We start from the raw sequence: 14,155 nt of genomic DNA on the forward strand, positions 1-14,155 counted from the left end.
TGTGGCCCATGGATCTCGCCGAGGTGATGAGCGAGCTGGAGCGGCTCGGCACCGAGCAGAACCGCAAGGTGTACCGGCGCCACGGGATGACCGATCCGCTCTTCGGCGTGAGCTTCGCCCACATGAACGCGCTGGAGAAGCGGATCAAGCGCGACCACGAGCTCGCCGAGGCGCTCTGGGCGACGGGCAACGCCGACGCGAGGACGCTGGCGGTGGCGATCGCCGATCCGGAGCGCTTCACCTGGGACAAGCTCGAGGCGTGGCTCGACGGCCTGCGCTCTCCGGTGCTCATCGACCTGCTCATGAAGCGCGTCGCGCTGAAGACCCCGTTCGCCCGGGACGCGATGGCGCGCTGGACCGCGTCGAAGGACGAGTGGCTCGGCCGCGCGGGCTGGACGCTCCTCGGCCTGCTCGCGACCGAGGACCCGTCGCTGCCCGACAGCGTGTTCGAGGAGCGGCTATCGACGATCGAGGCGTCGATCCACCGGGCCAGGAACCGCGTCCGCGAGGGGATGAACAACGCGCTCATCAGCATCGGCGCGCGGAACGAGCCGCTGCGCGGCATGGCGCTCACGGCGGCGCGGCGCATCGGCAAGGTCGAGATCGACCACGGCGAGACGAGCTGCAAGACGCCCGACGCGACCGCCTACATCGAGAATATCTGGGCCAGAAAGCCGGCGAAGCCGGCCGCCACTGCGAAGCCCGCCAAGGCCGCTGCGAAGCCCGCCAAGGCCGCCGCGAAGCCCGCCAAGGCCGCTGCGAAGCCCGCCAAGGCCGCCGCGAAGCCCGCCAAGGCCGCCGCCGCGAAGCGAGCCTAGCCCGCTGGTTCCGCCACACGCGCCGTCCGGCACTGGATCACGGGTGCGACGTCGTGAACAGCTCGCCTGGCGACCCGAGCAGCTCCTTGCGGGTGAGCCGCTCGACGACCTTGCGCGTGAAGATCAGGTGATCTTCTTCCTCGTGCAGGCGGCGCCGGAACGCCTGCCTCGCCTCGGTGTCGTCCGCCTCGTCGGCGAGCTCGAGCAGCAGCTGCCAGCCGGAGTTGTCGACGAGCTCCGCGGTGAGCAGCGCGTGGAAGAGGTGGGTCGGGTTCATGTCCCCGTCGAGCACGATCTGCTCGATGCCCCGCGACTCGACCGTGACGAGCCGCGACATGTCCGTCTCGGCGTGCGCGTCCCCGCCCAGCGCGCGGATCTGCGCCTCGAGCCACTCCTCGTGCTCCTTTTCCTGGTCCCGGTGCTCCTTGAGCTGACCAAGCCGGGTCATCAGGAGGGGATCGGCCGCGCGGCCGATCTTCTCCACGATGGAGTCGTACAGCTTGACACCTGCGCGCTCGAAGGTCAGCCGCTCGCTGAGCAGGTCGATGGCCTTGTCCCTGTTCATCTGTGCAAGCTTCTTCATCAATGCCTCCGACCGGGGCGCATGCGATTCGCAGGCCGCCGCGCGCCGCGCCTGCGAGGCGGGCAGAGCGCCGGCCGGGCGCGGCGCGCAGCGATCAGAGGTGCTCTGTCAGGTACTCGACGATGGCGCGGTTCGCGTAATGGCTCGCGGCCGGCGACCGGTAGCCGTGCCGCTCGCCCGGGAACACGAGGGTGTCGAACCGCTTGTCCGCTCCCATCAGCGCCTCGATCATCTTCGCCGTGTGCGCAAAGTGCACGTTCTCATCCATGAGCCCATGCATGAGGAGCAGCTTGCCGCGCAGGTTGCCCGCGCGCTTCGTGAGATCGGTCGCCTCGTACCGCGCGGCCTCCTTGTCGAGGAGACCCATGTACCGCTCCGTGTAGCCCGTGTCGTAGAGCCGATCGTCGCTCACCGGTGATCCCGCGACGCCCACGTGGAAGCGGTCCGGCGCCATGAGGAGCGCCTCCAGCGCCATCCTGCCGCCGTAGCTGTGGCCGTAGATCCCGACGCGGCCCGCGTCGACGTAAGGCAGCGTCTTCAGGAAATCGAGGCCCGCGATCTGGTCGGCGAGCTCGACCTCGCCGAGGCGCCCGTAGATGGCGGACTCGAACGCGCGCCCGCGGTTCGCCGAGCCGCGGTTGTCGAGCTGAAACACAACCACCCCGCGGTCCGCGAGGTGATTCCAGAGGAGCCACGGAGACCACGAGTTGAAGACCGTCTGGACGCCGGGCCCCCCGTACACGCTCACCACGACCGGATAGCGGCGGCCGGGCTCGATCCCCCGCGGCGCGAGCAGCGCGCCGTAGAGCGTGTCGCCGCTCGCGGCGCGCACCTCGACGATCTCGGGGGCGCGCAGCTCGAGCTCCGCGAGCTCGCGGTCCACGGGCGCCGGCAGCGCGCCGACCTCGGCGTTGTCCGCGCCCCTCACCGCCCCTTTCCACGGGCGATCCAGGGCCGCGTGGAGCTCGACGTACCCCGGCCCCCTCGGATCCACGGTGATCTGGTGCATCCCCGGGTCGGACGTGAGCCGCTTCACCTCGCCGCCCGCGAGCGGCACGGTGTAGAGGTGGCGCTCGGTCGGGCCGTCCTTCGTCGCCACGAAGCGCGCGAGGCCGCGCTCCTCGTCCGGCGGAAGGAGCGAGGTGATGTCCCAGTCGCCCGCGGTGAGCCTCGCGAGCTCGGCGCCCGAGCCGGCGTCCCGCAGCGCGAGGTGGCGGTGGCCGCCCTCGGCGGTCGACCAGAGGAACCTCGGCGAGCGCTCGAGGAGCCGCATGTCGGCGAAGTCCACCCACGTCGGCGAGGTCTCGACGACGACCTCGGCGGCCTCGCCCGAGCGCTGCCTCGCGCGGAGGAGCGAGAGGCGCTTCTGGTCGCGCGAGAGGGTCTGGAACCAGAGCGCCTTGCCGTCTTCCGCCCAGGCGAACCGGCCGAGGTAGCGCTCGTCTTCGCCATCGCCGCCCTTCCACGTGAGCCAGGTCGTCTTCCTGGTGGCGAGATCGAGGATGCCCGCCCTGACGCGGGGGTTCTTGCCGCCGACGCGCGGGTAACGCGCCATCATGAGATCTTCCTTGCCGTCGCGGAAGCCGAGGACTGGCACCTTCTCGACCTCTCGCTCGTCGACCTCCAGGTAAGCCACCCGGTCGCAGCCGGGGGAGATCCAGAAGCCGCTCGGCTCATCGAACTCCTCCTGACCGTTGAAGTCGCTCAGGCCGCGCGAGACCCCCTCGGGCGCCCCCCGGGTCAGCGCCGTCTCGCGGCGCGAGGCGACGTCGATCATGAAGAGCTCGCGCCCGCGGACGAACACCACCCGCTCGCCGCCGTCGCACACCTTCGGATCGATCTCCGGCTCGGGCGTGTCGGTGAGCCGCGCGATCGCCCCTCTCGGGTCGCGCACGTCGCGCGCGAAGAGGTCGCCGCCGAAGGGGATGAGCAGGACCTCTGCCCGCTTCGCCCACGAATAGGCCGTGATCCCCCTGGAGAACATGCGCTGTCGCTCGCGGCGGAGCTCCTCCTCGCGGGACAGCGGCTTCGCGTCCTTCAGCAGGTCGCCCGAGGCGACGAGCTGCCGTGTCTCGCGTGACGCCGTGTCAAAGGCGAAGAGAGACTGCTCCGGCCGGTCCGCCTGCCGCTGGAGGTAGGTGATCAGCTTGCCGCCGGGCGCGTACTGGATCGCCCTGGGCAGCCGCGCTCCGAGCGGCGGTTGCCGGCCGAGGTGGGCGTACGTGATCCGGCTCGCCTCCGGCCCGGCGATGCGCGCCTTGTCCGGCGAGGCGGCCTGCTTCACCGCCGCGGCGGCCCCGGCCGGGGCGGCCTTGGCGGGCGGGGCGGCCCTCGGCGGGGACGAGCCGGTGGGTGAGGCGCAGGCGGCCAGGAGGAGGGGGAGCAACCCCCAGATTGCGGAGCGCGGCGGAGTTCGCATGGCCGCGATTTCGCTCGACGCGGCGGGGGATGTCAAACGCCGGCTACCATCTCGCGCTCTCAGCGCCTCAGCACTCGATCTCCATCGCACGCCATGGAGGCCGATCAGCTCGCGATGCGCCGGAGCACGATGACCGGCCGCCCCGCCTCGCGCGAGCGATCGATATCCACCTTGCAGTCGAGCATCCAGTCGTTGTGGTCCTCCGGATCGGCGATGATCTGCTGGACCCCCCAGGAGCCGCCGTCCTCGGCGGGGTGGATGATCGTGTTGCTCGGGCTCCGGGCCGCCGGATCGGTGCGAATCGCTGCGTGCTCCGCGTAATAGCCTCGGAGCGCCTCGTCCAGCCGCTCCGCCGTCCAGGGCGCCTCCTCCCCCTCCACCATCTCGGCGGCGACCTCGTAGTCGCGGCGGGCCAGCGCGCGCAGGAAGAAGAAGAGCTCGTTCCTCACGAGCACCGTGAACTCCTTGACGTTCCGCGTGACGTCGAACGCGGCCTGCTCCACGGCGCCGCCCGGGGCCGCCGCGCGCGGCTGGAACGACGGGTCGCGCAGCCGCTCCCACTCGTCGAGCAGGCTCGAGTCCACGCCGCGGATGAGCGCCCGGAAATAGGCGATCATGTCGATGGTGTCGCTGTCCTTCGCGTACTCGGGCACCGTCTGGACGAGCGCCTTGTACACCTCGGAGACGTACCTGAGGAGCAGCCCCTCCGCCCGCTCCAGGTTGTACTCCCGGATGTACTCGCCGAACGACAGGTATTGCTCGTACATCTCGCGCGCGACGCCCTTCGGACGGATGTTCTCCTGCCCCACCCAGGGGTGCCGCCGCGCGAAGTCGTTGAAGGTCCCGTAGATGAACTCGCGGTTCGGCCTCGGATAATCGAGCTTCTCGAGCTCCTCCATCCGCTGCTCGTACTCCACGCCCGCCGCCTTCAGCTCCGCGAGCTTCTCGGTCTTCAGCCGATCGAGCTGCTTCTGCAGGATGAGGTCGGGATTCTCGAGGATCGACTCGACGAGCGTCAAGAGATCGAGCGGATAGGTGCCGCTGTCGGGATCCAGCTTGCCCACCGTCTCGAGGACGTAGAGCGAGAGGGCGTGGTTCAGCGAGAAGTCTTCCTGGAGATCGGCGTTGATGCGGATGCGCTTGCCCGGCCCGTCTTCCCTGGGGACGAACTCGATGATGCGCGCCTCCACGAGCGAGCGGAAGAGGAGCATCGCCGTCCTGCCGTGCTGGCGCCGGACCGCCGGCCGATCGTGGGTGCTGCGGATGAGCCGCTTCAGCGCCAGACAGCCGCCCTCCTCGCGCCCGAGCACGTTGACGAGCATGCCGTGCGTGACCTGGAACCGGGACACGAGCGGCTCGGGCGGCGACTGGATCAGCTTCTCGAACGTCTGCCGGTCCCAGTGCACATAGCCCTTCTCCGGCGGCTTCTTCCTGACGATCTTCCGCCGCTTGGCCGGGTCGTTCCCCGCCTTCGCGTCGAGCCTCATGTTCTCGATGACGTGCTCCGGCGCCTGGGCGACGACGCTCCCCTGGTTGTCGAACCCCTTCCGGCCGGCCCGGCCGCTGATCTGCTGGAAGTCACGCACGCTCAGGATGGCCGTCTTCTCGCCGTCGAACTTGCAGAGCTTCGTGAACAGCACCGTGCGGATCGGGATGTTGACGCCGACGCCGAGCGTGTCCGTGCCGCAGATGATCTTGAGGTGCCCCTGCTGGGCCAGCTTCTCGACGAGCAGCCGGTATTTCGGCAGGAGCCCCGCGTGGTGGAGCCCGATCCCGTGCCTGACGAAGCGCTGCACCTCGCGGCCGTAAGGGCTCGAGAACTTGAAGGGGCCCCCGAACGCGGACCCCGGCCCTGCGCCCGCGAGGGCGGCGGTGATCGCCCGCTTCTCCTCCTTGGTGCAGTAGTCCTGGCTCATCAGGTTCTGCGCCTCCTCGGCGCAGCCCCGCTGCGTGAAGCTCACGATGTAGATCGGCGCCTTGCCGCTCTTCACGAGCGTCGCGACGGTCTCGTGGAGCGGCGTCTCACGGTACTCGAAGTCGAGCGGCACCGGGCGCACGGTCGACTTGATCACGGCAGTCTGCTCGCCCGTCAGGCGCGTGAGCTCCTCCTGGAAGAACTCGGTGCCTCCGAGCGTGGCGCTCATGAGCAAGAACCTCGCCTGTGGCAGCGTGAGCAGCGGGATCTGCCAGGCCGCGCCGCGATCGCGATCCGAGTAGTAGTGGAACTCGTCCATGATCACGTAGTCGCAGAGCGCCTTCTCGCCCTCGCGGAGCGCGATGTTCGCGAGGATCTCCGCGGTGCAGCAGATGATCGGCGCGTCGCGGTTCACGGCCGCGTCGCCCGTCAACATGCCCACGTTCTCGGGGCCGAAGTCGTTGCAGAGCGAGAAGAACTTCTCGCTGACGAGCGCCTTGATCGGGCACGTGTAGTACGACTTCATCCCCTCGGCGAGCGCCTTGAAGTGCATGGCGGCCGCGACGAGCGACTTGCCCGAGCCGGTCGGCGTGTTGAGGATCACGTTCTTGCCGCCGAAGATCTCGAGGATGGCCTCCTCCTGCGCCGGGTAGAGCTCGAGCCCCCGCTCGGCGACGTAGTCGAGGAAGCCGTTCAGGAGGTCGTCGGCCGTGAAGTCGTGAGGCGACGGCGGGAGGCGAGCGAGGAGCGGAGCGGCGGCTTGATCCATGGTGGCTGTCGGGCGCGCGCCCATGGGCGCGGGCACACCATGCAGAAGCCTGGTTTCAGCGAGAATGCAAGCAAACTCCTCCATGTCCAGGCCGGATCGCCTGCGACGCGCGATCGGAGCGGGACCGGCGCGGCAGGCGCAACCGACACCGCTGTCGCGCTGGCGCAACCGACACGGCAGACGGAAGAGGCGGAGCGGACGCAGCAGGCTCCGCCCAGGCAAGCCGGACGAGCAGAGGACGGTGGCGATCGAGGCACCATGCCGCCCGCAACGTCACGCGATCGTGATAGCGTGGCCGGACGAAACAGCAGGGGGAACGCCATGCACACACGGCCGAGCGGGCGGGTGCATGGAGGATCAGGGCGAGCGGCGGATGGGGGAAACGGCCGGACAGCCAGCCTGGGCGATGCGAGCGCCCAGCAGGGGGACCGCGCGGATCGACGCGTCGAGCGGGAGGATCCTTCGCGTCAGCAGCTCGCTTTGCCTGCTGCTGGGCTACTCGGAGGGCGAGCTGCTCCAGAAGAAGCTATCGGATCTCGCGCTGCCGGAAGACCGCGCGGGCTCGCTGGCCGCGTGGCGCTCGCTCCTCGAGGCCGACGAGGAGGAGCTCACCTTCGAGATGAGCTGCCGCTGCAAGGACGGCGGCGTCCGCTCGCTCCACGTGACCGGCGTCTTCGTCCGTGACGTCCGGCAGAGGCCGTATCGCGCGGTGGTGTTCGTCGAGGACATCACCGAGCCGAGGAGCGCGGAGGAGCGGGCGCTCGCCGCGGAGCAGGCGCTGGCGGAGAGCGAGGCCAAGCTGCGGAACATCTTCCACAGCAACCTGGCCCCGATGGCCTTCTGGACGCATGACGGACGCATCATCGAGGCGAACGACGCCTATCTGAAGCTCGTGGGCCACACGCGGGAAGAGGTCGCGGCCGGCCTGGTCCGCTGGGATGCCGACATGTCGCCGGAGGATCGCGCCGCCGGCGACCGCGCCCTGGCGGAGCTGCGGGCGAGCCGGTGGACGTTCACGCCCTTCGAGAGGACCTATGTGCTGCGCGACGGCACGCGCCTCAGGATGCTGGTGAGCGGCTGTCTGCTGCCCGGTGAGCGGTACAAGGAGGCCGGCTTCGCGATCGTGCTCGACATGACGGCGCTCCGGCAGACGGAGGCGGCGGTCCAGCGGTGCGAGCAGGTCTTCCGCGCCATCGGGGAATCCATCGACTATGGCCTCTGGGTCAGCGACGCGGCAGGACAGAACATCTACAGCAGCCACGCGTTCCTCCAGATGGCCGGGATAAAGCAGGAGCAATGCTCGGGTCACGGGTGGATCGAGACGCTGCACCCGGACGACCGGCAGAAGGTCGCGATCTTCGAGGAGTGCGTGCGGCGGGGTGAGCCGTTCGAGGAGGAGCTCCGCTACGTCAGCCCTGACGGCGCCGTCCACCCCGTCCTCAACCGGGGCGTCCCGGTCCGCGACGAGCGAGGCGAGATCACCGCCTGGGTCGGCATCTGTCTCGACGTCAGCCGGCTCAAGCGCACGGAGGAGGCGCTGCGCGAGAGCGAGGGCCGGCTCCTTGCGGCGCTCGACGAGGCGCAGCGGGTCATCGCCGAGCGCGGGCGCCTGGAGGACGAGCTCCGCGCGCGCGAGCGGGAGCTCGCGTCGCTGATGGCGAACTCGCCCGACGTGATCTACCGCCTGGACCTCGGCCTGCGCTGCACCTTCATGTCGCCCACCTCGGGGACGGTGATGGGGTTCCCGCCGGAGCATTACATCGGCAGGACGCCTCGCGAGAACGGGCTCCCGGCCGAGGTGATCGAGGTGAGCGAGGCCGCGTGCCGCGAGGCGCTCGCGACGGCGAGACCACAGCGGATGGAGTTCAGCCTCGGCGGGCGGCGGTTCCGCGCCCGGATCATCCCCGAGCTCGGGCCCGAGGGCACCGTGGACTCGTTCATGGGGATCACCGAGGACGTCACCGCGGAGCGGCTGGCCGAGGAAGAGCGCCAGAAGCTGCTCGAGAGCGAGCGCGCCGCGCGCGACGAGGCGGAGCGGGTGAGCCGGGTCAAGGACGACTTCGTCGCGACGCTCTCGCACGAGCTGCGCTCGCCCATCAGCGCCATCCTCGGCTGGGCGCGCATCCTCCGGGGCCGGGCGCCCGAGGCGCAGACGCTCGCGCGGGGGCTCGAGGTCATCGAGCGCAACGCGCGGCTCCAGGCCGACATGGTGTCCGAGCTGCTCGACATGAGCCGGATCGTCTCGGGGAAGCTGCGGCTCGACGTGCAGCCGGTCGACCTGCCGACGGTCATCCGGAGCGCGCTCGAGGCGATCCAGCTCGCGGCCGAGACCAAGGGGATCGCGGTCGCCTCGAGCCTCGACCCCGAGGCGAGCTCCCTGAGGGGGGATCCGGCGCGGATCCACCAGGTCGTGTGGAACCTCCTGTCGAACGCCGTGAAGTTCACGCCCCCGGGCGGGCGGATCGACGTCGCGCTGCGGCGCGCGGGCGCGCACGCCGCGCTGTCGGTGACCGACACCGGGATGGGCATCGCCCCGCAGTTCCTCCCCCACCTGTTCGAGCGCTTCCGGCAGGCGGACGCGTCCTCGACGAGGAAGCACGGCGGGCTCGGCATCGGGCTGTCGATCGTCAAGCACCTGGTCGAGCTGCACGGCGGCACCGTGGAGGTCGCGAGCGAGGGCGAGCATCTGGGCGCGACCTTCACCGTGACGCTGCCGCTCGCCGGCGTCTCGCAGGAGGCGCCCGACGCGGCGGAGCGCCCCAGCGAGGCGTACGCCGAGGCGCTGGCCGACTACCCGGGCGCGTCGCTCGCCGGCATGCGGGTGCTGGTGGTCGACGACCAGCCCGACGCGCGCGAGGTCGCCCAGCGCGTGCTGGAGGAGTGCGAGGCGACGGTCACGACGGCGGGGTCCGCCGCCGAGGCGCTGGCCATCCTTTCGCAGGATCGGCCCGACGTCCTCGTCAGCGACCTCGGGATGCCTGGCGAGGACGGCTTCCAGCTCATCCGCAGGGTGCGGGGCCTCGGCGAGGCGCGCGGCGGGGCGACGCCGGCCGTCGCGCTCAGCGCGCTGGCGCGGGCCGAGGACAAGGCGCGGGCGCTCGGCGCCGGGTACCAGGCGCACGTCGCCAAGCCCCTGGATCCGGCCGAGCTCGTCGGGGTGATCGCGGCGCTGGCCAAGGATCGGGCGAATCTGACGAATCTGACGAACCCGACGGCTCCGACCGATCGGACGAGCCAATGAGCGGCGGTTGCTCCGGGGGAGCTCCCTGGATTAGGTAGAAGCCTTTACGGCGCCATCCACGGCGGGATGGCGAGCACGGCCATGGTCCAACAGATTTCCGTGAAAGACCTCTTTCTGAAGCTGAAGGCGGGCGAGCCCGTGTACCTCCTCGACGTGCGCACGCCCGGCGAGCACGAGATCGCCGCGCTGCCGGGCAGCACGCTGATCCCGCTGAACGAGCTCGTCGAGCGGGCCGACGAGGTCGCGCCCGGCGAGGGCGCGCTGGTCGTCGCCTACTGCCACCACGGCGTCCGGAGCCTCTCGGCCGCCGCCCTCCTCGAGAAGCTCGGCCACGAGCGCGTCGCCTCGCTCCAGGGCGGCATCGACGCGTGGTCGATCCACATCGACGAGAGCGTCCCGAGGTACTGATCCCCCATCGACGAGCTCAGTTGAGCGAGGCGGCGCCGAGCCGGAAGTAGAGCGATCGGCCTGCGCCGCACGCGCTGCAGGCGACCTTCGCGACGCGGAGGCGGACGCCGTCGAGCGTCTCGGCCGTGTGGTCTTCCACGCGGAAGGCGCCGCGGCAGCGCGGGCACGGGATCGACCGGGCGGCCACCTCGACCTGCGAGGCCGCGTCGAGGGGGATGGCGCGCCCGGGGGTGTGGCCCGGCTCGAGCAGCGCGAGCCGCTCGATATCGCGGGTGAGCTTCGCCGACGTGCGATCGCCTTCGCGCCGGGCGGCGCGGGCCGAGAGCTTCTTCTTCGCCATGATGCCTGTCCCTGCGGCCCGCCGGCGCGGAGACGCCGCCCGCGCGGGGAGCGCGAGGCCGGGTCTACCGCTTGTCGCGGATCGTCTCCAGGCCCTCGTACACGTCCTCGGCGCCTCCGCCGTACACGTCGCGCTCTGGCGAGACGGTGCTCGAGCGCGAGGGCGCGAGGGTGCCGGGCCGCCGCACCTTCGGAGGCCGGCCCCCCTGCCGGCGGTGTTCGGGGACCGCCGCGGGGTCGGGCGTCGTGGCGGCAGCGTCGACCGCGGAGGGCGAGTCGGCCCCGGCCGGATCCGCGGGTTGCGAGGGCGCTTCCGGGGCCGGCGCGACGCCGGAGGGCGCGGGCGTGCCGAACGGCGCAGGGCCGGCCGTGCTCGCGAGGGTCATCGGCGCGTCCTGGCCCGCCGGCGACCTGGCGGCCACCGGCGCGCTCGAGCTCGCTGTCCAGCGCGCCGCGCCGAACGCTACCGCGGCGAGGAGAGTTGCGGCGGCCACGATCCACGCGCCCGCGTTGCGGCGCCAACGGAACGCGCGGGAGCGCCACCGATCGCGGCGGCGTTCGGTCCCTTCGCGCGGGCTCCAGGCGATCTCCTTCCCGTCCGGCTGGGTCAGCGGCACCGCCCGCTTGCCCGCGCCGAGCTGCTGCGGCGGCGCCCCCCGCTTGCGCGCCATCGTCAGCGTGGGGGAGTCGTCGCGCGCCATCGTCAGCGTGGGGCCTTCTTCGCCCACCATCGTCAGCGTGGGGCCTTCCTCGCGCGCCATCGTCAGCGTGGGGCCTTCCTCGCGCGCCATCGTCAGCGTGGGGCCCTCCTCGGGAGCCGTCTTCAGCGCGATGCCGCTGTCCTGCGCCGTCTTCAGCGCGGCGCCGCTGTCCTGCGCTGTCGCCGGCGCGGGGCCGATGTCCTGCGCCATCTTCAGCGCGGCACCGCCGCCCTGCGCTGTCGCCAGCACGGAACCGCTGCCTTGCGCCATCTTCAGCGCGAGGCCGTCGCTCCGGGGCATCGTCAGCGTGGGGCCGTCCTCGGAGCTCCCCCCGTGCGAGGACCGGTCGTTCCGCACCATCTTCAGCGTGGGCCTGCTGTCCTGCGCCGGGGTCGTGGGGCCGCTGCTCCGCGCCAGCACCAGCGTGGGCCGCTCCGCGACGGCCACGAGGGGGAGCGTGCGACGCTCGCTGGACGGGGCGGCGTCGGCGCTGGCCGAGGTCGCCGCCGCGGCGCCCTGGCTGGGCAGGGTGGTCACGTGGTCGCCGCCGGGCGAGAGCGCCGTCGAGCAGGGACCTGCCCCGGCTCCCGCTCGCTTGTCGGCGTCCGGCAGGGTCGACGACGCGCCCGGGCCGTCGTTGGCCGCGGCGGGGAGCGTGCTCGCGACGCCGTCGCCCGAGGGCCCGAGGGGCCGAGACGACGGAAAGGCCTTGCCCCGGGCGATCGCCTCGATCTGCGCCAGGGCGCGGGCGGAGTGCACCGAGCCGAACGGCGCGATCTCTCGCGCCAGATCCGCCACGGTCTGGACGCGCAGCTCCGGCTCTTTCTCGAGGCAGCGCAGGATGATGTCCTCGAGCCGGGCCGGCAGATCCATCCGGTGCACCCGCGGCGGCGTGGGCGCCTGCGTGGCGATGGCGACGAAGAGCGCCGAGATCCTGGACACCTCGAAGGGAAACCGTGCCGTCAGGAGCTGGTAGAGGATGACGCCGAGCGACCAGATGTCGGTGCGCGCGTCGACGTCTTTCGAGCACCGCACCTGCTCGGGCGACATGTAGCAGGGGGAGCCGAGCATCATCTCCGACGCCGTGAGCTTGCCGTCGTCCTCGGCGGCGGCCGACTTGGAGAGGCCGAAATCGAGCACCTTGACGATGGGCGCGCCGGTCGCGCCGGTCGTGAGGAAGAGGTTCCCCGGCTTGAGGTCCCGGTGGACGATGCCGCGCGCGTGCGCCTCCGCGATGGCCTCGCAGCCCTGGATCACGTAATCGGCCGCCTCGGACACGGGCAAGGGGCCGCGCGCCTCGATCTCCCGCTGGAGATCGCGGCCGCGCAGGTACTCCATGACGAGGTAGGGGACGCCGAGATCGCCCGTGCCGACGTCGATGACGCGGGCGACGTGCTCGCTGCGGATCGCCGCCGCGGCGCGCGCCTCGCGCAGGAAGCGGGCGATCGCGCCGGGCAGCGTCATCGCGCGGGGGAGGAGGAACTTGACGGCCACGCGCTGGCGCAGCGAGACATGCTCGGCGGCGAAGATGGCGCCCATGGCGCCCCGGCCGAGGCTGCGCTCGAGGCGGTATTTCTGCGCGAAGACCTCGCCTATCGCTGGGATGCCCGCCGTTGACGCGGGGGCATCCGGTTCCGATGGCCCGACCTCCATGGGCACACTATAGCCGCGCTCCCGCTTTTTTTGACGCGAAGATGCGGGGCGTCGGGGGTGGGGGCGACCGGATGCGGGGGCAGCGGAACGCTGTCGCGAGGGTCGCCGTAGGCGGGCCGCGCACCTTCCATCACTCCCATGGTGGGCGCCATCGGCCACGCGCGGCTCGCGAGGCGCAGACGCCCTCACGCCCCCCGCGCTCGCCCCTGACAGCTACCGCGGCACTGGGAGCGGCCCTGCCGCGACCAACAACCGTTGCTCCGCGCGCCGGCGCGGGTGGTCGAGCTAGAGCAGGCGCACCGTCACCCGTGCCACGGCGGACTCCGGGACACCCCTACATCGAGTTCCCGCCACACATCATCGCTTGCGAGGACGAGTCTTCTTCTTGACCTTCATCGGAGTCCGCTGGCTGAGCAACTTCACGAGATCGGTCACGAGCTCCGGCGCGTCCAGCGCCTCGGCAAACTCACGAACCGTCGAGACAACCCACTTCTCGTCAACATCAGCATGCGCGCTCAGGATGGATTCGATGTCCACCATGTCGCGCGAGCGATGGGCTACAGCCTTCATGACGAGGAGATCCTCAGGCACTGGAAGCGGAACGCGCAAACCGCCTAGATCCGTCGGGACTGCGCGACGAACCGCGTTCTCCTCGAACGGCAAGGCCCCCATCGAGAGGTCGATGGGAACACCGGTTCGGTCATGTCGAAGCAGAAGGACGCGGGAGTTGAGGGCGAACCCCAGCGCATCTGGGATGCGGGGAACGATTCCATGCCGCTCCCCATCGGCCAGGAAGAGGGGCCACTCGTCGTGGTTCGGAAGCCACGCGACGACATCCACATCTCTCGTCGTGCGCGGCTTACTCAGGATCGACACCGCGACTCCGCCGATGACCAGCATGGGGACGCTGGACGCCTCCGACCACGCGAGGAGCGCGCGTACCGCGTCCTCGAGCTCCGCCAGCGAGCGGCTCATCAGACGCCCAGGCGCTCCGCGAGCAGGTTCCAGCGCCGGCGCACCTGCTCCACCTCCTTGTCCGCATCGATCGAGCCACCGAGTCCCCGGGCCACTCCCATGAGCATCGCGAGGTCGCAGAACTTCTTGGCCGGAGACATCGCTTCGAGCTCTTCCTGCTCGACCTCGGCCACCATCTCCCAGCGCTTCTTGTAGGCCCGGATGTCGTCCGCGTTCATCTGTAGATCTTACCACCTGGTGGCATGCTCCACGTCAGATCGTCGATCTCTACCCCGATTCGCCGCGCGCTGGCTCCGCCCACGCACGCCGTGACGGCACGCTCCCGTTTCTCCCG

9 protein-coding genes and 1 pseudogene are annotated in these 14,155 nt (G+C 70.9%); 3 read left to right on the plus strand and 7 right to left on the minus strand.

Annotated features, from left to right (window positions below; all coding sequences use genetic code 11):
* Positions 1-8: 8 nt before the first annotated feature.
* A pseudogene (locus WME73_RS24465) lies at positions 9-683 on the plus strand (DNA alkylation repair protein); the annotation flags it as partial.
* 172 nt (positions 684-855) lie between these two features.
* On the opposite strand, the gene WME73_RS24470 reads toward WME73_RS24465, so the two are convergent.
* From WME73_RS24470 to WME73_RS24480, 3 genes are all read right to left on the minus strand, one after another.
* Entirely contained in the window at positions 856-1,401 is a 546-nt protein-coding gene (locus WME73_RS24470; protein WP_437747792.1) for a DUF892 family protein, read from the minus strand.
* A 94-nt stretch (positions 1,402-1,495) separates the two neighbouring features.
* The gene (locus WME73_RS24475) at positions 1,496-3,820 is read right to left on the minus strand and encodes an alpha/beta fold hydrolase (RefSeq protein WP_437917238.1); all 2,325 of its coding nucleotides are present in this window, start codon (positions 3,818-3,820) and stop codon (positions 1,496-1,498) included.
* A gap of 104 nt (positions 3,821-3,924) precedes the next feature.
* Entirely contained in the window at positions 3,925-6,504 is a 2,580-nt protein-coding gene (locus WME73_RS24480) for a DEAD/DEAH box helicase (RefSeq protein WP_437917239.1), read from the minus strand.
* A 406-nt stretch (positions 6,505-6,910) separates the two neighbouring features.
* Here WME73_RS24480 and WME73_RS24485 point away from each other — a divergent pair, with 406 nt between their 5' ends.
* Together WME73_RS24485 and WME73_RS24490 are read left to right on the plus strand one after the other, a co-directional pair.
* On the plus strand, positions 6,911-9,745 hold the full coding sequence (locus WME73_RS24485) for a PAS domain S-box protein (RefSeq protein ID WP_437917240.1): 2,835 nt from the start codon (positions 6,911-6,913) through the stop codon (positions 9,743-9,745).
* Between the two features lie 81 nt (positions 9,746-9,826).
* On the plus strand, positions 9,827-10,153 hold the full coding sequence (locus WME73_RS24490) for a rhodanese-like domain-containing protein (RefSeq protein WP_044968969.1): 327 nt from the start codon (positions 9,827-9,829) through the stop codon (positions 10,151-10,153).
* Positions 10,154-10,169: 16 nt separating this feature from the next.
* On the opposite strand, the gene WME73_RS24495 is transcribed toward WME73_RS24490, so the two are convergent.
* The 4 genes from WME73_RS24495 to WME73_RS24510 all read right to left on the minus strand — a co-directional run bounded on the left by WME73_RS24495 (position 10,170) and on the right by WME73_RS24510 (position 14,039).
* Positions 10,170-10,493, minus strand: coding sequence for a hypothetical protein (locus tag WME73_RS24495; RefSeq protein WP_012236999.1), 324 nt, complete (start codon positions 10,491-10,493; stop codon positions 10,170-10,172).
* Between the two features lie 64 nt (positions 10,494-10,557).
* Positions 10,558-12,846 (minus strand): protein kinase domain-containing protein, encoded by a 2,289-nt coding sequence (locus WME73_RS24500; RefSeq protein WP_437917242.1) that lies wholly within the window; start codon positions 12,844-12,846, stop codon positions 10,558-10,560.
* Between the two features lie 357 nt (positions 12,847-13,203).
* On the minus strand, positions 13,204-13,821 hold the full coding sequence (locus WME73_RS24505; RefSeq protein ID WP_437747798.1) for a nucleotidyl transferase AbiEii/AbiGii toxin family protein: 618 nt from the start codon (positions 13,819-13,821) through the stop codon (positions 13,204-13,206).
* Positions 13,821-14,039: a hypothetical protein gene (locus WME73_RS24510; RefSeq protein WP_437747799.1), complete on the minus strand. Its 219-nt coding sequence runs from the start codon at positions 14,037-14,039 to the stop codon at positions 13,821-13,823. The genes WME73_RS24505 and WME73_RS24510 overlap by 1 nt, the downstream gene beginning before the upstream one ends.
* Positions 14,040-14,155 lie beyond the last annotated feature (116 nt).

It is taken from the genome of Sorangium sp. So ce302 (assembly GCF_051530145.1).
In the GTDB taxonomy this organism is placed as follows: Bacteria; Myxococcota_A; Polyangia; order Polyangiales; family Polyangiaceae; genus Sorangium; species Sorangium cellulosum_B.